Here is a 20,793-nt window from a genome sequence, read left to right on the forward strand (position 1 = left end):
ATTTCCTTATAAAAAAATAATTATGGTTTTATTTTATTAATAATTTCATAAGCATATTCAAAACCTGTTTGAATTACTTTAACTGAAGTTACTCCCTCGTAATATCCGCTAATGTGCAATATTTCATAAGCATTATTAATATAATTAAGCAATTTTTTATCAAGTTTCGTTATATTAGATTGGTAGTATTGTATAGATTTTTTACCTTTAGGTGAACTCATATTTTTTAAAATAAAATACCCGTCTAATGCTTTAAGAATACCATTATAAGCAATTCCGCAAGCCGTTTTAACGTATTTGTCATCTTTATAAAATTTGTTTTCTTTACCTGCTTTTTTCAAAGTTTCTTTGGCATTATCCATATAACGAACAGCTTCGTTATAGTATTTATCCCTTACTTCGTGCTGTTCTTTTATGCTCATTTATTATTTACTTATAAAAAAAATTATGGTTTTATTTTATTAATAACTTCATAAGCCTCATTAAATCCTGCAACAATAATGGGAGCGAAGTTTGTTCCATCATAATATCCGGCTAAATGTAATGCTTCGTATGTTGCATTAAGTGAATTCAGTAATTTCCTGTCAATCTTTGTTAATGAACTTTGGTAAAATTCAATATTTTTTCGCCCTTTTTTCTTTTCAATACCTTTTAATAAAAGATAACCGTCTAATGCCAACAATACGCCACTATAAGCAGTTCCGCAAGCAGTTTTTACATATTTAACATCTTTGTAAAAATTATTTTCTTTACCTGCTTTTTTCAATGTCTCTTTTGCATTATCCATATAACGAACAGCTTCGTTATAGTATTTATCCCTTATTTCATGTTGTTCTTTTATGCTCATTTATTATTTCCTTATAAAAAAATAATTATGGTTTTATTTTATTAATAATGGTGTATGCAATTTCAAACCCGGATTTAACGATTTTTTCATTTCTTATTCCATCATAATAACCCGATAAATGTAATATTTCATAAGCATCATTGAGATTGTAAAGTAATTTCCTGTCTATTTTGGTTATATTGCTTTGATAATATTCGATGCTTTTTCTACCCTTTTGCTTTTCAATACCCTTTAATAAGAGATAACCATCTAAAGCTAACAATATTCCATTATACGCTATTCCACAAGCAGTTTTTACATATTTTATATCTTTATAAAAACTATCTTCTTTTTCTGCTTTTTTCAAAGTTTCTTTAGCATTACTCATATAACGAATTGCTTCGTTATAGTATTTATCCCTTACTTCGTGCTGTTCTTTTATGCTCATTGCATTAATTAATAAAAAACGTCAACTATTTCTTTCTTTATTTTATATTTTAAAATACAAACATATAAAATTATTTATTTGCAAACAACAAAGAAACAAAGAAAAAACACGGAAATCAAGTGCTTCCGAGAATTCGCTGGAATATTTTTAGAATTTGCCGGGATTTTTTGAGAATTCGTTAAAAAATAAATTTTGGCTGCAAATATCAAAAAATGTTTCTTCTTTTTTTTCTGTATCGTACCAAATTATATTTTTATCTTTTCTAAACCATGTCAGTTGCCGTTTTGCATAGTGCCGTGTGTTTGTTTTAATTTTTTCTATTGCAAATTCCAAAGAATATTTGTCTTCAAGATAATTAAATATTTCCCTATAGCCAACGGCTTTCAGTGCATTAAAATTTTTATATTCCTGATATTTTTTTGCTTCATCAACTAATCCATTTTCAATCATAAGGTCAACTCTGCGGTTAATAATATTGTACAATTCTTCTCTTTTGCGGTTCAATCCTATTTTAATAATTCCGAACTCTCTTTCTTTTGGAATTTTACTTCTTAAACTCGAAAAAGATTTTCCGGTGGCAATGCAAACTTCAAGAGCACGAAGCAAGCGATTAGGATTTGCCTTATCAACTGTTGAATAATATTCGGGGTCGAGTTTTTTCAGCAATAATCTTAACGATTCAATGCCTTCTTTTTTTAATTGTTCCTTTAATGTATTTCTTAATTCTTCATCAACATCGGGTAATTCATCAATTCCATTGCAAACCGCATCAATATATAAGCCCGAGCCGCCAACCATTACAGCATAATTATTTATTTTAAATATTTTCGTCAAACATTCGAGAGCATCAGTTTCAAATTTAGAAACATTATAATTATCGGCAATTGAAAGGTGTCCGACAAAATGATGTTTAATTTTTTTTAGTTCTTCATCAGTTGGTGCCGCAGTACCTATTTTTAATTCCTTATAAAACTGACGTGAATCTGCGGAAATTATTTCTGTATTTAATTTTGTTGCAAGCAAAATGCCGAATTCGGTTTTTCCAACTGCCGTAGGACCAACAATAACAATTAATTTCTTACCTTTAATCAAAATAATTAAAATTTAAAGGATGCTAAATGTTTAAAAAGTTTGTGGTTTGTTTTTGTTTTAACCACAAACTACAAACAAGTTTTAAGTGGTTTTTTTAAAAGGCACCGAATTATATTTGATTTTCTTCGGTTTCTTCAATTGAGTCGCTTATGCCGGATATTGGTTCGGTATCACCTAATACATCTTCATCCTCCAGTTCAGTTTCTTCGCTAACAATCAATTCTTCTTCAAAAATAGGTTCTTCAACAGTTGGTGCAATTTTTCCAATATTAATTTTTGATTTCGGGAGTTCTCCATAGCTTTTACTCACCCTTGGATACTTTACGCCTTTTTCTTCTTCGGAAAATATTTTTACCAATTCAATAAAAATAGTTTTCATATCCAGAAAATTGTAAACGTAATTCATTCTCTGATGAGGGTCTTCGATGAAACTGGCAAGAACGGAATCTTTCATAACATGACCGCTGTTATTATCGGTCATATCAATAAGTGTGATTTCTGTTCCCCTCCTCCAGAGATGGTCGCAAAGAAAAAATGAAGCTAATTCCTTTTCATCAAGTTTGAATGTTTCCTGAATGATGTTATGGAAATCGGCAAAAGTTTGTTTTGACTTAATTTCAATATCTCTGAAAAAGTCATCGTAATCATCTATTAATAATCTGAATTTATAAATTGCCATTTTAAATAGATATTTTTGATTTAGCTAATTTACTAAAATACAAAAAAAGTAAAAAAAAAACAAAAAAAATAATAAATTTTATTAAATATTTTTTTAATTGGTGTCTGTCTGTAAAATTGAGAGTTTGGTTCAGAATGTTCGAGTTCGAGGCTTTCGAAGTTTTAAAAATCAGGAGTTTACTATAGTAAATGACTGGTTTTTAAAACGAGAATAACGAAGAAATCGGACATTATGGACAAACTCTTAATCCAAGTTCTTTTCCTTTTTCGAGCATAAATTTATATGCATCTTCGCGGTTGTTGCCGATTTTTCCGTCGAGGATTGCTTCGCGAATAGCATTTTTTATAACTCCAACTTCGTAACATGGTGTAATACCAAATGCTTTCATAATGTCATTGCCTGTAATAGGTGGCTGCCAGTTTCTCAATTTATCTTTTTCTTCAACTTCCTTTAATTTTTTCTTTACAATTTTAAAATTTTTGTTATATGCTTTTATTTTTTCGGGATTTTTAGAAGTTATATCGGCAACGCTTAACATCATCAAATCCTCGATGGAATCACCTGCTTCAAACAACAACCTTCTAACCGCAGAGTCGGTAATTGTTTCCTCGGTTAACGCAATTGGGCGTAAATGAAGTGCAACCAATTTCTGAACATATTTCATTTTTTCATTCATCGGCAATTTCATTTGCCTGAATATTTGTGGAATCATGCGGCTTCCTATAACTTCGTGACCATGAAAAGTCCAGCCCGTTTTTTCGTCGAATTTTTTTGTTTGCGGTTTCGCAATATCATGAACTAAAGCTGTCCATCTTAGCCATAAATTATCGGATTTTTCAGCAATGTTGTCAAGAACCTGTATTGAATGATAGAAATTATCTTTATGTTTTTTCCCGTCCATGGTTTCAACACCTTTTAACATAGCGAGCTGCGGAAATATAATTTCGAGCAAACCCGATTCTAAAAGTAAACTGAATCCAACGGATGGTTTTTTTGTCATTATTATTTTATTCAACTCATCGGTGATACGTTCTTTTGAAATTATGTTAATACGTTCTTTATTTTTACAAATTGCATCAAATGATTTTTCATCAATTTCAAAATTCAGTTGAGTTGCAAATCTCACTGCACGGAGCATTCGCAGCGGGTCATCCGAAAATGTAATTTCAGGATTAAGTGGTGTGCGAATGATTTTGTATTCTAAATCAAGTAAGCCATTGAAATGGTCGATTAATTTTCCGAAATTATTTTTGTTAAGTTCAATTGCAAGAGCATTTATTGTAAAATCTCTTCTGTTGAGGTCATCTTCGAGAGTTCCGGTTTCAACAGCCGGCTTGCGCGAATCGGTGCTATACGATTCTTTTCTGGCACCAACAAATTCAATTTCCATATCGTCACACTTCAACATTGCTGTTCCGAAATTTTTAAAAACCGAAAGTTTTGTATTGCCTATTTTTTCGGCAATTCTGGTTGCAAGGTCAATGCCATTGCCAACAATAACTATGTCGATATCTTTTGAAGGGCGTTTTAAAAAAATATCTCTCACGTACCCGCCAACAACATAAGCGGGAACATTCATTTCATCGGCAGTTTCCGAAATAATTTCAAATATTTTATGTTTTAAATGTTCTTTCATATTTTGGAGAGAACCAATATCAATATTCGGTAAATATACCACAAACGGCTAAAGTTTAATTTTTGCTAAAATAGAATTGCTAAATTGTTTAATTGTCAATTTAATATTGATAGTTTTATTTTTAACAATTGAACAATACAACAATTAAGCAATAAAGCAATTTTACTTTCTTAATAATTTGAATTCATCATTGCTTCCGAATTTCATAATTGTAGAAGGTTTATTGGAGCCAACCCTGTCATGAAATAAGCTTATAACATAATCAACATTATTTACAATCAATTTATTTATTTCCTTAAAACATCTGGGATTAGGACCTCCGGCATAATTAGCAGAAGTTGACACAATAGGTTTTCCAAAATCCCTTACAAGTTTTTTGCAAAATTCACTTTTAGGAATTCTTATTCCTATGCTTCCATCTTCAGCAAGAAGATTTTTTGCAACACCTTTTGCATTAGGATAAATAATCGTAATCGGCTTACTGCTATTTTCGATAAAATTCAATGCGTATTTTGGTATGTCTTCAGTATATTTTTTTAGTTTGTGAAAATCATCAAGTAAAATAATCATACTTTTAAAAGCAGTTCTTCCCTTGATTTTATGTATTTTTTCAACCAATTTTTCATTTGTTGCGTCACATCCAATTCCCCATATTGTATCAGTAGGATATAGTATGATACCTCCTTTCGACAGGATTTCTAATGTTTTCTTTATCTCAGTGTTTATATCGTTCATTTAAAAATATTTTTAAAAAATAATAAATATATTATAGGAATTATAAATTGAACAAATATCGAGTCCGTATGACTGAAATTATGAACATCGAAGTTTTTCATAATGACTAATGACTTTTGACTAATGGCTTATTAAACCACAAAGTTACTAAATTTTTGCCAACGGCACAACCGATTGTTCACAAAATTCTTTTTTTAAATATTTATAATAACCCGTAATGGCAACCATTGCGGCATTATCGGTGCAATATTCCTGTTGAGGAACAAATGTTTTCCATCCCGATTTTTTTTCTTCATCTTTCAAGGTTTTCTGTAAAAACGAATTTGCAGAAACTCCTCCTGCAACTGCAATTTCTTTTATTCCTGTTATTTCAGTTGCAAGTTTTAATTTATTCATTAATACTTCAACTATTATATTCTGATAAGAAGCAGCGAGGTTTGCTTTATTTTTTTCAATAAAATCCTTATCTTTTTTAATTTCATCTTTCACAAGATAAAGAAGAGAGGTTTTCAATCCGCTGAAGCTGAAATCCAGCCCCGGAATATTGGGATGGGGGAAATTAAAAGCATTTATATTTCCGCTCTGAGCAAGTTTATCAACAATATGTCCGGCAGGATAAGGAAGTCCTAATATTTTTCCTGCTTTATCAAAAGCTTCACCGGCGGCATCATCAAGAGTTTTGCCGAGAATTTCCATTTTTAGATGAGCATCAACTCTTACGATTTGTGTATGCCCACCCGATACAAGCAAACATAAAAACGGAAATTGCGGAAATTCCTTATTTCCATTTTCATTCTGAATAAAGTGTGCTAAAATATGGGCTTGCAAATGGTTTACTTCAATTAACGGAATATTCATGCCAATAGCAAATGCTTTTGAAAAAGAACAACCAACGAGCAAAGAACCCATAAGTCCGGGTGCTCTGGTAAAAGCAATAGCAGAAATTTCTTTTTTATCAATACCGGCAATTTTCAATGCTTCTTCAACAACGGGAATAATATTTTTCTGATGGTCGCGCGAAGCAAGTTCGGGAACAACGCCGCCATATTTTTCATGGATAGTCTGAGTCGCAACAATATTGGCAAGAATTTTGTTGCCTTTTGCGACAGCAGCAGAAGTATCGTCGCATGACGATTCTATTCCAAGAATAATTATACTCATTACAATAGCATAAAGTCAGAATGACTAAATTTTATTACCTTTGCAAAGGTAACTTAATTAATGAAAAAATAATTAGAGTTTGTCCATAATGTCCGATTTCTTCGTTATTCTCGTTTTAAAAACCAGTCATTTACTACAGTAAACTCCTGATTTTTAAAACCTCGAACTCGGACATTCTGAACGAAACTCTCGACTTTATGGACAGAACTAATTAATGAAATCATAGTTGTTGTGGAAACCATTGAATTTTAGATAATTTTAATTTGTATTTTTATATCCGCAAGCTAAAAAAAATATTACTCTACTCCATTTCAACATTAGTTTTTTTGTTGGCAACTTTATATTTTGTTTTCCGTTCGTCAGCAGTTCAAACTTATGTATGTCAAAGAATAGCTTCATATTTATCAAAAGAACTTAAAACAGAAATAACAATAAGTGGAGTTGATATTTCCTATTTCCTGAATATTGTGCTCGAAAACATCGAAATTAAAGACCAGCACAGAAATATTTTATTCTCTTCAAAAAAGATTTATGTAAAAATTGATAATATTTGGATAAGAAATAAAAAAGTAAAATTTAATAAAATAAGATTTAAAAATGCATGCGTAATTCTCAGAAAATACAAGACAGATTCGACTTTTAATTATCAGTTTATAAGTGATTATTTTTCTTCAAAATCAAAAGTTCCGACAAAAGAAAAACCATGGAAAATATCCTGCGGAAATTTTGAATTTGAAAACAGCACTTTGAAATATAGTATTGATAAAAAAATTATTTTCGGGAATAACACAGAATGCAAGCTTGTTGACTTCAATGATATTGATTTAAAAGAAATGAATTTAAAAATTATTAATATAAAAACTGCCGGTGACACTATTTTCGCAGATATAAAAAATATTTCCTTAATTGAAAAATCCGGATTCAAACTGAATGAATTTTCTTCAACCATAAAATTTTATCAGGATGGGTTTGATGTAAATGATATAAAAATAAAAACTCCTGCAAGTAAACTAAGCTTAAATGCCTCATTCAGTTTCGATAAATACGATGATTTAAATGATTTTGAAAAGAAGGTTAAAATAAAATCAATTATAAAAAAAGCCGAAATAAATTTCGGAGATATTGGCTATTTCGCAAGGGAGTTGTGTGGCAGCAAAAACATTGCAAAATTATCCGGAGAGCTTAGTGGCAAAATAAGCGATTTTAAAGGAAAAAACATTGACATACAATATGGCAGTTCGACACATTTTCGCGGTAATGTTCAATTAACGGGCTTGCCGTATTCCAATGAAACTTTTATGCATTTGACAATTAAGGAGCTTATAACTTCCAAAAAAGACCTTGAAAAGTTTGATATGCCCTCCCGAAGCGGACAATTCCATGTTGCTTTGCCCGATTATTTCAATTCCATGGGAGAAATTAAATATGTTGGAAAACTTACAGGGTTTTTCTACGACTTTGTTTCAAACGGAAAGTTATATACGAATCTCGGAATGATAAGTACCGACCTCGAACTTGATAATGTTTATGAGTCAGATAATATTAAGTATAGCGGTCATATAAAACTTGATGATTTTGATATTGGAAAATTCATGAATTATAAAAAATGGGTTGGAAGGATAAGCATGGATACAAAAATTGAAGGAAAAAGTTTTACTCCCGATAAAATATCTGCTGAAATTACTGCAAACATTGACAACATCGAATTCAACGGATATGATTACAAAAACATTCAGGCAAATGGTGATGTTTCAAAAAGAAAATTTAACGGTAATTTTAATATTCGCGATAATAATATAAATCTTGATTTTTCCGGTCAGATAGATTACAGCCAGCCATTACCGGTTTTTGATTTTAATTCTTCAATAACAAATGCCAATCTCAAAAGGTTGAATTTTATTAAATCCGACACTATAAATCCCATAATTGCAAATTCATCAATACAGTTCAAGTTTACAGGAAATAATCTTGACAACATCAGGGGAATTATTGACATTGAAAAAACAAAATATACACAAAACGGCAGGGATTATGAAATGGCTCAATTATTCATTAAAACTTCCGAAGATAACGGCATCAGGAAAGTTGAAATTTTATCCGATTTTGTAAATGCAAATATTGAAGGAGTGTTCAAATTCAGAAACTTTCCCAATTCAATCGTTAAAGTTTTTAATAAATTTGTTCCTTCATATCATATCAAAGAATTGAATAAAGAAAATTCAAATACGTATGAAGATATTACTTTTAATATTGACATTATAAACGCCGAGCCGCTGTCTGCAATATTTTTCCCTTCATTAAGAGTTGCACCTAAAACAAATATTTTCGGATATTATAATTCACAAACCAACCTTTTGGCAGGAAATATAAAATCTCCTGAAATTATATACAGTCAGCAAAAGATTGTTAATTTAAAAGCTGATATAAATATTAAAAACAATACGCTTTCAATAAATACGAACTGCAATAAACTTTTTTTAAATAAAAATATTTTTGTCGAAAATTTTAGTATCAATTCTTATTCACGGAATGACAGTTTGAGTTTTGACATAAACTGGCAAAAGCACGATTCAACAATGAACATGGGAAATATAAAAGGTATTGCCTGCTTTAAAAGCAAATCAAGAATTGATTTATCGGTTTTCCCGTCGAGTATTATTATAAATGACTCAATATGGCAATTGAAGGAAAAGAAGCTTATTTCCATTGATTCATCATACATACATATTGACAATATAACTTTTTCATCAAATATGCAAAAATTAAATTTTAACGGAACAATTTCGAATAATCCTAATGACAGCTTATTTGTTAATTTCACAAACTTTAATATTGCCAACCTTAATCCGGTTATAAAAAATTCGGGATATGTTTTAAGTGGCACACTTGATGGGAAAACTTCGATATCCAATTTATATACCACTTTTAATTTGAATTCGGATATTACTGTTAAAAACCTTATCATTAATCAGGACGCTCTCGGTGTTGCATATTTAAAAAGTATCTGGAATACGAAAACAAAATCACTGAATGTGGATGCAACAGTTATGAGAGGCAATCTGAAAACATTTAATCTTGCGGGATATTATTACCCATCAGGAGAAAAACTTGATTTTGATATTACCCTCGACAAACTGAAATTGCAGATGTTTAAAAAATATGTTACTGCAGTTTTTTCCGACATGAGAGGTGAAGCAACGGGCAAGCTTCAGTTGAAAGGCACAATATCAAATCCCGATTTATCGGGAAAGTTTTTGTTTCAAAGAACATTCCTGCGTCTTGATTATACCAATACAGGCTATTCTTTCGCAAACGAAATAAGTGTTACAAAAAATAAATTCTTATTTGAAAACATTGAAATTTTCGATTCGCTTGGCAACAAGGCATTGCTGAATGGAAAAATTACACATAATAATTTTAAAAATTTCAAGTTCGATATAAATATTGATGCGAAAAAGTTTGTATGCCTTAATACAAATATTTATCAGAATAATCTTTATTACGGAAAAGGATTTTTTACCGGAATTGTTGAAATCAAAGGAACACCGCAAAATGTTGACATTAATATAACCGGCAAAACCGAAAAAGGAACGCAATTCTTCATTCCATTATCTGAAACTACCGAAACATTCGATAATAATTTTATAACTTTTGAAACGAAAGATAGTTCCGGTAAAGCACAACAACAATATGAAGTTAACCTAGCGGGAATAAAACTGAACTTTGACCTTAACGTAACTCCCGACGCAGAAGTGCAGATTATTTTCGACTCCCGAAGTGGCGATATTTTGAGAGGAAAAGGTTCGGGCGATATTAAATTTCAGATTGACACAAAAGGCGATTTCAATATGTACGGAAACTATGTTATTGAAGAAGGAGACTACTTGTTTACATTACAAAATGTAATAAATAAAAAATTCCATATCGAAAAAGGAGGAACAATAAAATGGAACGGTAATCCTTATGATGCGGAAATAAATCTTGAAGCAGTTTACAAAGTCAGAACCGACTTGAACGCATTGCGACAAGCTCTTGATGACACAGTGAAACACAAAGAACGCGTATCCGTTGAATGTAAAATATTTATGAAAGATAAATTATTCAATCCTACAATAAATTTTGATGTGGGATTCCCAACTTTAACCGAAGATGAAAGCGATAAATATAAAGCAATAATACAGCCCGATATGGATTATCAAATAATTTCATTACTTGTATTGAACAGTTTTGTATCTCCTTCAAATAGCAGGCAGGGAAAACCCGGCGAAAGTCAAACATCAGGAACAAAATACGGTGTGGGTGCAAACTCAAGCGAACTTTTATCAAATCAATTAAGCAATTGGCTTTCGCAGATAAGTAAGGATTTTGATATAGGAATTAATTACCGTCCCGGCGACCAAATTAATAATGATGAAGTGCAGGTCGCTCTTGCTACTCAGATTTTCAACGATAGAGTGAGTATTGACGGCAATTTCGGAGTTGCAGGCAACAAAGATAAAAATGCAAGTAATATTGTAGGCGACGTAAATATTGAAGCAAAACTAACGGAAGAAGGCGGACTGAGGGTAAAGGCATTTAATAAAACAAATTCAAGCAATGATATAATATATAAAAATGCACCATATACACAGGGAATAGGTTTGTTTTATCGAAAAGAATTCGATAATCTTAAAGAATTGCTAAAAAGAAGAAAGAAAAAATAAATATTGTAATGTAAAATTCGATAATGATGAAAGTTTTATTAAAAACTTCGTATTTTAACTTTTTTTAACTGAACTCTAATTTTATTTTAACTTTTTTTAACCGATAAAACCATATTTATATTTTATAGTGAAGTATCTTTGTCTTTCAATTAATTAATATTAATTAACTTAAAATCTTTAAAAACATGAAAAAAATATTCATATTTGCAACAGTTCTTGCTTTTGCAAGTGGAGTTATGTTATCAACAGTATCTGCTCAGGAACCTAAAACAACAGAAAAGAAAGAAGTAAAAACAACTGAGAACAAAGACACAAAAACAACAACTCCTAAAACAAAAACAACAAAAACAACAAAAAAAACAAAAACTACAAAAACAACAACAAAAGAACCAGCTAAAGAAAAAGAAAAACAAACACCAGCTGCTAAGTAAAAGCATCATGCTACAAAACAAAAAAAGCTATCCTCAACAGAGTAGCTTTTTTTATTTTTTAAAACTGATTACACATCCATAAGGTATTTCCTCCCTGAAAGATTCTTTTAAATCAATTTCATTAACAATTGCCATAAAAGCTCTTATAACTCCCGAATGTGTGAAAACAAAAATATTTTTGCAATCAATTTTTGAAATTTCATTATAAAACAAATGAATCCTATTGTATAAATCACAATAAGATTCACCATTAGGGCATGATGTATTTATAAAATCATCATACCAATTTTTTGAATCTATTTTATTTATTTGATTCCATGATTTCATTTCCCAATCGCCAAAATTTAATTCCATTAAACGATTGTCATATTTTATAATATTTTCATCTGTGATTTTTTCGGCAAGCAAACGGCATCTGCTCAAAGGACTTGAGTAAACAGCATCCGGAATAATTCCTTTTAATTTAATTGAAATTTCTTTTACTTCATCATCAAATGTTTCAAAAAGCGGCACATCGGTTTGCCCGTAAAATATGTCTTTCGGAACATCAACTTTTGTATGACGAATCAAATATATTTGCATAAAACAATTAAAGACAAATAAAAAACAATTTCGCAAACCTGTTGAATTGCACCAAGGCAATCACCTGTATATCCTCCGATTTTTTTTCTGAAATACAGCATCATAAGCCACTTTGTGATAAATACAGGAATTATTAAAATAAAAAACAAATATTTTTGAAATAATAAAATTGGCAAAATTCCAATAATCAAAGCAAACAATAAATTCAATACTGTAATTCTCTCATCCGATAATTTCGATTTGCTTGTTTCAGCTGTTCCAATATAAGAATTTGAAAAAGTAACGGTAATTGCTGCAAGACGGCTGATAGTATTTCCCGCAATCAATGCAACCGGTATTGAAATTGAATTTATATTTTCCAATAGAAAAAATTTAAACATCAATATCAAAACAATTCCTATAACTCCGAAAGCACCTATTCTGCTGTCTTTCATTATTTCAAGAATACGTTCTTTTGTGTAGCCGCCGCCGAAGCCATCGCAAACATCTGCAAAACCATCTTCGTGAAATGCACCTGTAATTAATATGCTCGCAGTCATTGATAAAATAATACTTATTGAAACAGGAAGAATTAAATTTGAAAAATAAAAAACAAATGCAGAGAATCCGCCGACAATCCAGCCAATTAAAGGCAAGTATTTAATTGATTTATTAGTTAAATTTTCTGTACAATCTATTTTTATACCCACAGGGATTCGAGTGTAGAAAATAATTGCATGTAGAAAATATTTTAAATTATTTTTTAAAAACATTATTGTAATTGAGTTTGCAAGTGTAAATTACTAATCGAATTCATCGCTTTAATTTTCCACTTTCCTATGAAGTAGAGTACTAATATAAAAATAAATTCCGAAACCCACTGAGCCGAAATGCCCCACCAAATTCCATCAACACCAATACTTTTGCTTAAATAATAAGAAACCGGAATTCGAACAACCCACCAACCAATAATAGTCGAAATCAATGTTAACACTGTTCTTCCTGCTCCATTAAATACGCTGCCAAAAATAAATGTTGTTACACAAACCAAATAAAAACTGCTTACAATCTTCAAGTAACTTACTCCGATATTTATTACTTCTTTATCGTTAGAGAAAAAGCCAATCATCCATTCTCCTTTAAATAATGAAAAAACAGTAAGAATAAAAACAGGAATAAAACAAATTATCCATGCAGCAAGCATACCTTTCTTAATTCTGTCGAATCTGTTTGCACCTATATTTTGTCCTACAAAAGAAGATAGCCCCATTGAAATATCCATTGCAAACATAAACATTATAGCATCAATTCCGGCAGCAGCAGTATATGCCGCCATTGAGTCCGAACCAAATGGATTTAAAAACTTTATTACAAAATTCATTGCAAAAGACAAAATTAATGTTTGAACTCCAATGGGAAGCCCCTTCTTTACGGAAAAGAAAAATATTTCTTTATCAAAAGTTAAATTGAATAATGAAAGTTTAAGATGTTTTTGTTTAAAAAAGAAATAATACGCTAATCCTAAAAACGTTATTAAATAAGATAAAACAACAGCTAACCCAACACCTGTAATTCCCAATTTATAGTAATAAACAAAAAGAAAATCCAACAATAAATTTATTCCATTAGTGATAATTGAAAACACAAACGGTGTTTTCGAATCACCCAAAGAACGAAGCATTGCTCCAATTGTATTTGTAAAGAACATAAAAATTAAACCGGCAAAATATATTCTTGCATATATTACTGCTTGCGGCATAACATCATCAGGTACACCAATAAATTTAAAAATAATTGGGCATAACGCAATACCGATAAATGTTACTAACAGCGAAGAAACAAACAAGAAAACAATATTTGTTTCTATTGTTCTTATTACTTTAAACATATTCTTAGCTCCAAAATATTGTGCTAATAGAATGTTTCCTCCGATTGAAATTCCCGTTACTATGGAAGACATAAAAAATATAAAAGGAAAAACTTCGCCGATTGCCGCTAAAGCTTCCTTGCCAATACTTTTACCTACAATAATTCTTTCAACAATAAATGTAACCTGACCTGTCATACTTCCAAGAAGTATTGGAATAGTGAAGAATAATATCAGTTTAAAAACATTTCCTTTTGTAAGGTCTTTCATTTATTTTGTTGTCGGTTGCTTGTTGTTAGTTGCCAGAATGTTTTTTGTTAATTTTTTAATTTCATTTTTTATTATCAAATTTTCAAATTGGCACATTTTCAAATTAATCTTTATTTGATACTCCTGCGCTTTCGAAGCTTGCCATGTTATTTAAAAAATTCACTGCTGCATGAATAACGGGATATGCAAGAGCAGCTCCTGTTCCTTCACCAAGTCGCAAATCAATATTTAAAATTGGTTTTGCTTTAAAATAATCCAACATTAATCTGTGTCCCTGCTCATTTGATGTATGGCAGAATATGCAGTTATTTATTATATTTTGGTTTAAGTTATACGCAGCTAATAATGCTGATGTAGCAATAAATCCATCAATCATTATAGCCATTTTTAATTCCGCTGCTTTAAGAATAGCTCCTGCCATCATTGCTATTTCAAACCCTCCGAATGTTGAAAGAATTTCTAATGAATCTTTAACTTCGGGATATTTTTGAATGGCTTTTTGCAATACTTCTGTTTTTCTTTTCAACCCATCATTGTCAAGACCAGTGCCTCTTCCTGTGCAAACATCAATTGGCAAATTGCAATATTTACTCATTAACAAAGCTGCTGCCGAAGTATTGCCAATTCCCATTTCTCCAAATCCTATTATGTTGCAATCATTTTTAAATTCATTATCAACAATAATTTCGCCTCTTTTCATTGTTTCCTTACATTCTTCTAAAGTCATTGCAGGTTGAACAATAATATTATTTGTTCCATTTTTTATTTTTAAAACAATTAGGTTTTCATTCTTTTCAAAATCACCATCAACACCTGCATCAACAACTTTCAAATTAATATTATTCTGTTTACAGAAAACATTAATTGCTGCACCTCCGCTTAAAAAGTTAAGAACCATTTGTTGAGTTACAACTTTTGGAAATGGGCTTACACCTTCGTCTGTTATTCCATGGTCTCCTGCAAATACAATAATTGCAGGATTTTTAAGCTCGGGAGTTAACGTTTCCTGTATTAAACCAATTTGCAATGCTATATTTTCCAGCAAACCCAAAGAGCCAAGCGGTTTCGTTTTGTTGTTGATTTTGTTTTGTAAATTTTCTTTTAAAGTCATTTTTATTTTTATAAAGTTTATAATTCAAAGTTATTGTCTCGCAAAGGCGTTAATATGATGATTAATCTCTTTGCGTCTTAGTGTCTTTGCGGTTTATTTTATTTTTAATGATATTCCGGAAACCATCATATACGCTTCATCAGCTTGTTTTGCTATATGCTGATTTATCCATCCCTGCAATTCAATAAATTTTCTGGTTGTTTCTCTTTCCGCAATTGGTCCCATTCCAAGTTCGTTAGAAATTACAATTAATGTAAAATCTTGTTTAATTAATTTATCAAACTCTGCTTTTGCTTCAATAAGTGTTTTTTCGGTAATATATTCATTGTCGTAATGAAAATTATTTAACCATAAAGTAATGCAATCCAAAACGACAACTTTTCCGGTAAAATCATGTTTTGACAAATTCTTTTCTTCTTCAATTGTTGTCCATCTTTCATTGCGCAGTTCTTTATGTCTTTTTATTCTGTCCTTAAAGTCATCGTCCCATGTTCTTGCAGTGGCAAGATAAACCGGATTATCAGAATGTTTAAGAGCAAGCTCTTGAGCAAAGGTGCTTTTTCCCGAACGCTCGCCGCCTGTTATATATATAATCTTTTTCATTTAAAAAGTTTTTTTTCTCGAAGATCGAAGCTCATTGCTCTCAGCCCATTTTTTAACTATTAATTATTCACTAAATCCACGTACCAAAATCCATTCATCGTTTCATCATCTTTCGCGTGTGATTTATATTGTTTGTAAACCTTTTCTCCAATTGCAAAACTGATTGGCTGGCTGAATATTGGTCCATCAAAAACAAAAGAATGAAATTCTCCGTTTTCTCCGCAAGGGTCAACATTTGCAGGTAAATCATTTATAAAATTTTCATCAATAATTCTTCCGGCAAATGATTTATCAAGATATCTTTCATCAACACAAGTAACAATAGATTTAAATCCCAAATTAACAAAATCGTTTATTAAAACTTTTGTATTGATTTTCCAAAGCGGAAATACAGCTTTCATGTTAACTCTTTCTAATTGCGTTTCTCTGTATATTCTGAGGTCTTCCAGAAAAATATCACCGCAAATACAATGTGTATTGCCTTCTTCTTTGAAGCGTGTCAGATATTTTTCTATGGCCTCATCGTACACTTGCATAGATGCAGATTCAGGAAGAACAAGTTTTTGCAAAGGAATACCAATGCTTGTAGTTTGTTTATCAAGCAAGGAAACTCTGACACCATGCATCGAAATTCTATCATGTTCTTCACCCACAGAAGTGAGCAAACACGATATTTCATATTTTTTTTCTGAAAGAATTTTGAACAAAGCAAATGCTGAATCTTTGCCTCCACTCCAATTGAAAATTGATTTTATCATTAAATTATTTGTTATTAGGTTTATTAAAATTTATTTTTAATCCAATCTGATAATTTCTTCCCGGCATCGGATAATACTGCATTACCTGATAAGATTGAGCCCATACATTATTAATGTGAAAATCAATTGTAAAATCATAATCTTTATAAACAAAAACTTTTGATAAAATAACATTTCCGATATTATATTCATCAACAGAAGTAGTATTTGCAGCATCAGCAAATCGTTTGCCAATGTAGTTATGTGAATATGTAACGGCAAATCTTTTATATCCGATTACTAAATTTGCTACAGCTTTATTTTCGGGTACGTAAATAAGCTGCTTGTTTTTTATAGTGCTATCAGCAAGTTTCGATTCGTTTGTTGTTTTCAACACTGTGTACATTCCGGAAAGTTTAGCGAAGAAACTTCCTGTTTTGTATTCAAAATTAAAATTAAACTCCACTCCTCTCGACCAGACAGTATCAACGTTCATTGGAGTCCAAATAAATGAATTCTCAACCGGCTGCCATAAAATCCAATTTGAAACATTACTATTAAATCCGGTTGCGCCAACTTCAAAAAGAATATTTTTTTTATTAATATTATAATTCAAACTTAACTCTTCATTTAACCCTTCTTCATCTTTTAGTTTTGGATTTCCGAACATCATATAAACTGGGTCAAACCAATATAAATCGTTGAATGTTGGAATACGATAACTTTTATTTACATTACCTTTTAAATTCAGTCCTTTTATAATTTCGCCATCAAAGCCAAAAGAATATGTTAGCGGTGAAACAATACTATTAACTATTTCTTCCCTTAAACTCAAAACTGTTTTAAATTTATTATTTAAGGTATTATATTTTAATGAAGAAAAAATTGTTGAGCGGTCTCTTATGTGCGTATTGTCAAGATTTGGAGATTCACCTTTGTCGTGAGTATAATTCAATCCGGAGTTTAATTTAAAGCTTGAACTGAATTTATAATTGTTTTCAAATTCAGTAATTGAAGTGGAAGAATTATAATTAGAAACCGAATTTAATGCAATATCATCATATTTCTGATAATTATTAAAGTATGCTGTTCTTAAAAAAAACTCTGATTTATCGTCAATGCGGTTCCATTCTATTGTTCTCCTGATAGAATTATCGGTCTGTATGGCTTTGCCCGGCATCATATATGAATCAAAAGGAAGTTTGTGTTCGTTATTATTAAACCATATATGAGCTGTTAATTTTTGCTTTTCGTTTAAAGCCAAAGCATAATCTATTAAAGCTCCCTGTTGCTTTGTTGCAGAATTTATTAATTTTTGTTTTGGTGCGCCATTCAATGAATATTCAAAATCGTTTTTCATTGAATGGTCGAAAACTTTTACCGATGCAGAAAATTTCTTTTCACTAATTCTGCATTCCGCTCCATTAAAGTAATTACTAAAACTCCCATACGAAGTAATAAAAGATGTTTTAAGCCCTTTATTAAAAAACAAATTATTGTTAAGATTTATTGCTCCACCAATTGCTCCACTTCCGTATAAAGCACCAGCACCACCTGCTTGTATTTTTACTTCGTCTAAGAAGAACCCGGGAATTTGTGAAAAATCAATGCTTCCAAATAATACATCTTGTATATTGAATCCATTCCATAGAACAGCGGTATGAGCTGCTCCGCTACCTCGAAACGATGGACTTGCTTGCGCTCCTGGTCCATAAGAATTAATCTGCACTTGTGTTTGCGAAGAAATTAATTCCGACAATGAATACGTAGCATTGTTTTTTAATGCAGCAGAATCAATTGTTTGAATTTTGTTGCCAACAGTATAGTTTTGCAAACGGGTAGAAGTAATTGTAACTTCTTTGATTTTCACAGTATCGGAAAACTTTGTTTTCTGGCTGTAACTTTGAAAGCCGGCAATGATACCAGCTAATACTAAAATTTTTTTTGAATTTTTCATTACAAATGAATTTAAGTTTATAAAATCATTTGCAAACAAGCGGTGAAATAAAATAGGAATAATAAATCTCTAAGAATTTATATCCTTGCCTTTTCCCCCGAAAGCAGCAAATATTGTTTTTGAATGGCAGGTCTTCTGACTTACTCTTACTTTAAACGCCTTCCCATCCGTCAGCTGACGGACAGTGGCTAAGATTGTTTAAAGATTTCAACGAGCTTACAGCAGCGGGTACTGTTCGGGTTTTTCACCCGATTCCCTCTTAAATGAAGTTTATGAATAAAACTTCATTACCATTTCAAGTTGCAAAATTAAATTTATTTTTAATAAAAAAAATATTTGTTGGAAAATTGTTTGGATTTATTGTTTTTTATTAAATGCATACTTCATCAACTGTTCCATATTTTTCCAGCTAATCACATGTCCACTGGATGTTGAAAGATTTTTATTTCCACCATAAACCATATATGAATTTTCGGAATTGTTTCCTGATAATTTATTCCAGTAGTTTACCTGTTTGAAATATTCATAGTTAAAAGTTTTTCCAGATTTTATTTCGACGGGAATCAGAACATGTCCGTTTTCTATGAGCAAATCTATTTCTTTTTGCATTTTGTCTCTCCAGAAATAATAAGCAGGTTCTGCTCCATGATGATAAGAATATTTCATGAATTCATTCATAATAAAATTTTCGAATAAGGAACCTATTGCATAATGTGTTGACAACTGATTTGTGCTTTTAATACCTAACAAATAGCACAAAAGTCCTGTATCGTGAAAATATATTTTAGGCATTTTAACTAATCTTTTATTATAGTTCTTATGATGCGGCATCAATAAATAAATGATGTAACTAGCTTCCAATATGGACAACCATTCTTTGCATGTTATCTGCGAAATGCCGCAATCATTGGATAGTGAAGTAATATTCAATAACTGTCCTGCTCTGCCTGCAAGTAATTTAATAAAACGTATAAATGCACTTTGGTCTGTGATATTGCGGATAAGCCTTACATCTCTTTCAATATATGTTTGCAAATAATACGGGTAAAAATCTGCAGGGGAGATTTTCTTATCATACATGCGCGGATAAAATCCTTTGAACAGATAAGTTTCGTAATCCTGCATAGGATATTTTTTAAAAGCAAGCTCTCTCAAACTGAATGGCATTAACTTTAAAACTGCAACTCGTCCGGCTAATGATTGTGTGATTTTTTCCAGTAATAAAAAATTATGCGAACCCGACAAAATAAACATTCCTTCTTTTCCTTTGTCATCAACAATTCCTTGTATGTATGAAAATAATTCGGGCATCTGCTGTGCTTCGTCTATTATCATTCCTTTCTTTCCGGATGATAAAAATTTTCGGGGGTCAGTGGCGGCATACATTCTTGTATCTGGGTCTTCTAATGAATAATATGCATATTCAGGAAACATTTTTTTTAATAATGTTGTTTTACCTGATTGTCGAGGTCCCGTTAATGTAAGTACAGGATACAACTTTACTAGTTCTTTGATTTTTTTTATAATGGTTCTTGAAATCATAGCAGAAATATTTTGGACAAATATACAACTTAATTATGTATTTTGTCCAAATATTTAATAAAATATTATTGTTCGCGGTTTGTCGTTTGTAGTTATTTTTTGTTGAGTTGTTGAATTGTCAAACCTGTCCCGACAATGAAGTTATTCTGAATTGTTGGATTTACTAATGACCAATGACTATTGACTTTAAACTTTTTCATTTTATAACACTCACCCTTCCAATAAACTCATGCTTCGGTCCATCAAGTTCTTTCACGACAACCATGCAAACATAAACACTAACCTACACAAATCACCAGTGTTTTCACATCTTCTGTTCCAAGGTGGGTGTCTTATACTGAAATAGGTTGACCATTTTTCGTTAAATATATTTTACAAAATTAGCACTAAATTCCGAAACATTGATAACTTATTAAAAAACCTTTGAGAGTTTT

18 protein-coding genes and 1 riboswitch are annotated in these 20,793 nt (G+C 30.9%); of the genes, 2 read left to right on the top strand and 16 right to left on the bottom strand.

Features of this window, described 5'->3' with window-relative positions; translation table 11 throughout:
* Window positions 1-20: 20 nt before the first annotated feature.
* From WC223_09820 to tsaD, 8 genes are all read right to left on the bottom strand, one after another.
* Window positions 21-422, bottom strand: coding sequence for a DUF5618 family protein (locus WC223_09820; protein ID MFA6924535.1), 402 nt, complete (start codon window positions 420-422; stop codon window positions 21-23).
* 23 nt (window positions 423-445) lie between these two features.
* On the bottom strand, window positions 446-847 hold the full coding sequence (locus WC223_09825; GenBank protein ID MFA6924536.1) for a DUF5618 family protein: 402 nt from the start codon (window positions 845-847) through the stop codon (window positions 446-448).
* A 25-nt stretch (window positions 848-872) separates the two neighbouring features.
* Window positions 873-1,274: a DUF5618 family protein gene (locus WC223_09830; protein ID MFA6924537.1), complete on the bottom strand. Its 402-nt coding sequence runs from the start codon at window positions 1,272-1,274 to the stop codon at window positions 873-875.
* Window positions 1,275-1,421: 147 nt separating this feature from the next.
* Window positions 1,422-2,366 (bottom strand): tRNA (adenosine(37)-N6)-dimethylallyltransferase MiaA, encoded by a 945-nt coding sequence (gene miaA, locus WC223_09835; GenBank protein MFA6924538.1) that lies wholly within the window; start codon window positions 2,364-2,366, stop codon window positions 1,422-1,424.
* A gap of 109 nt (window positions 2,367-2,475) precedes the next feature.
* Complete coding sequence (locus WC223_09840) at window positions 2,476-3,045, bottom strand: hypothetical protein (GenBank protein ID MFA6924539.1); 570 nt, start codon at window positions 3,043-3,045, stop codon at window positions 2,476-2,478.
* A gap of 229 nt (window positions 3,046-3,274) precedes the next feature.
* Complete coding sequence (locus tag WC223_09845; protein ID MFA6924540.1) at window positions 3,275-4,681, bottom strand: HD domain-containing protein; 1,407 nt, start codon at window positions 4,679-4,681, stop codon at window positions 3,275-3,277.
* 162 nt (window positions 4,682-4,843) lie between these two features.
* On the bottom strand, window positions 4,844-5,416 hold the full coding sequence (locus WC223_09850; protein MFA6924541.1) for an L-threonylcarbamoyladenylate synthase: 573 nt from the start codon (window positions 5,414-5,416) through the stop codon (window positions 4,844-4,846).
* Window positions 5,417-5,563: 147 nt separating this feature from the next.
* Window positions 5,564-6,577, bottom strand: coding sequence for a tRNA (adenosine(37)-N6)-threonylcarbamoyltransferase complex transferase subunit TsaD (gene tsaD, locus WC223_09855; protein ID MFA6924542.1), 1,014 nt, complete (start codon window positions 6,575-6,577; stop codon window positions 5,564-5,566).
* Between the two features lie 326 nt (window positions 6,578-6,903).
* Between tsaD and WC223_09860 the strand changes: the two genes are divergently transcribed.
* Entirely contained in the window at window positions 6,904-11,280 is a 4,377-nt protein-coding gene (locus tag WC223_09860) for a translocation/assembly module TamB domain-containing protein (GenBank protein MFA6924543.1), read from the top strand.
* 185 nt (window positions 11,281-11,465) lie between these two features.
* Window positions 11,466-11,711, top strand: coding sequence for a hypothetical protein (locus WC223_09865; GenBank protein ID MFA6924544.1), 246 nt, complete (start codon window positions 11,466-11,468; stop codon window positions 11,709-11,711).
* Between the two features lie 51 nt (window positions 11,712-11,762).
* Here WC223_09865 and cobC read toward each other — a convergent pair whose 3' ends face one another.
* The 8 genes from cobC to WC223_09905 all read right to left on the bottom strand — a co-directional run bounded on the left by cobC (window position 11,763) and on the right by WC223_09905 (window position 20,359).
* Window positions 11,763-12,293: an alpha-ribazole phosphatase gene (cobC, locus tag WC223_09870; protein ID MFA6924545.1), complete on the bottom strand. Its 531-nt coding sequence runs from the start codon at window positions 12,291-12,293 to the stop codon at window positions 11,763-11,765.
* Window positions 12,278-13,045: an adenosylcobinamide-GDP ribazoletransferase gene (locus WC223_09875; GenBank protein MFA6924546.1), complete on the bottom strand. Its 768-nt coding sequence runs from the start codon at window positions 13,043-13,045 to the stop codon at window positions 12,278-12,280. The genes cobC and WC223_09875 overlap by 16 nt, the downstream gene beginning before the upstream one ends.
* Window positions 13,045-14,409, bottom strand: coding sequence for an MATE family efflux transporter (locus WC223_09880; protein MFA6924547.1), 1,365 nt, complete (start codon window positions 14,407-14,409; stop codon window positions 13,045-13,047). The genes WC223_09875 and WC223_09880 overlap by 1 nt, the downstream gene beginning before the upstream one ends.
* 103 nt (window positions 14,410-14,512) lie before the next feature.
* Window positions 14,513-15,520, bottom strand: a complete 1,008-nt coding sequence (gene cobT / locus WC223_09885; GenBank protein ID MFA6924548.1) for a nicotinate-nucleotide--dimethylbenzimidazole phosphoribosyltransferase — start codon at window positions 15,518-15,520, stop codon at window positions 14,513-14,515.
* Between the two features lie 93 nt (window positions 15,521-15,613).
* Window positions 15,614-16,123: a bifunctional adenosylcobinamide kinase/adenosylcobinamide-phosphate guanylyltransferase gene (locus WC223_09890; protein ID MFA6924549.1), complete on the bottom strand. Its 510-nt coding sequence runs from the start codon at window positions 16,121-16,123 to the stop codon at window positions 15,614-15,616.
* 59 nt (window positions 16,124-16,182) lie between these two features.
* Complete coding sequence (locus WC223_09895; protein MFA6924550.1) at window positions 16,183-16,881, bottom strand: diphthine--ammonia ligase; 699 nt, start codon at window positions 16,879-16,881, stop codon at window positions 16,183-16,185.
* 4 nt (window positions 16,882-16,885) lie between these two features.
* Window positions 16,886-18,817 carry a TonB-dependent receptor plug domain-containing protein gene (locus WC223_09900; protein MFA6924551.1) on the bottom strand — a complete coding sequence of 644 codons (1,932 nt, stop codon included), beginning with the start codon at window positions 18,815-18,817 and terminating at the stop codon, window positions 16,886-16,888.
* Window positions 18,818-18,924: 107 nt separating this feature from the next.
* Window positions 18,925-19,127, bottom strand: a riboswitch (cobalamin riboswitch).
* Window positions 19,128-19,174: 47 nt separating this feature from the next.
* Window positions 19,175-20,359 (bottom strand): ATP-binding protein, encoded by a 1,185-nt coding sequence (locus WC223_09905; GenBank protein ID MFA6924552.1) that lies wholly within the window; start codon window positions 20,357-20,359, stop codon window positions 19,175-19,177.
* Window positions 20,360-20,793 lie beyond the last annotated feature (434 nt).

It is taken from the genome of Bacteroidales bacterium (assembly GCA_041671145.1).
In the GTDB taxonomy this organism is placed as follows: domain Bacteria; phylum Bacteroidota; class Bacteroidia; order Bacteroidales; family JAHJDW01; genus JAQUPB01.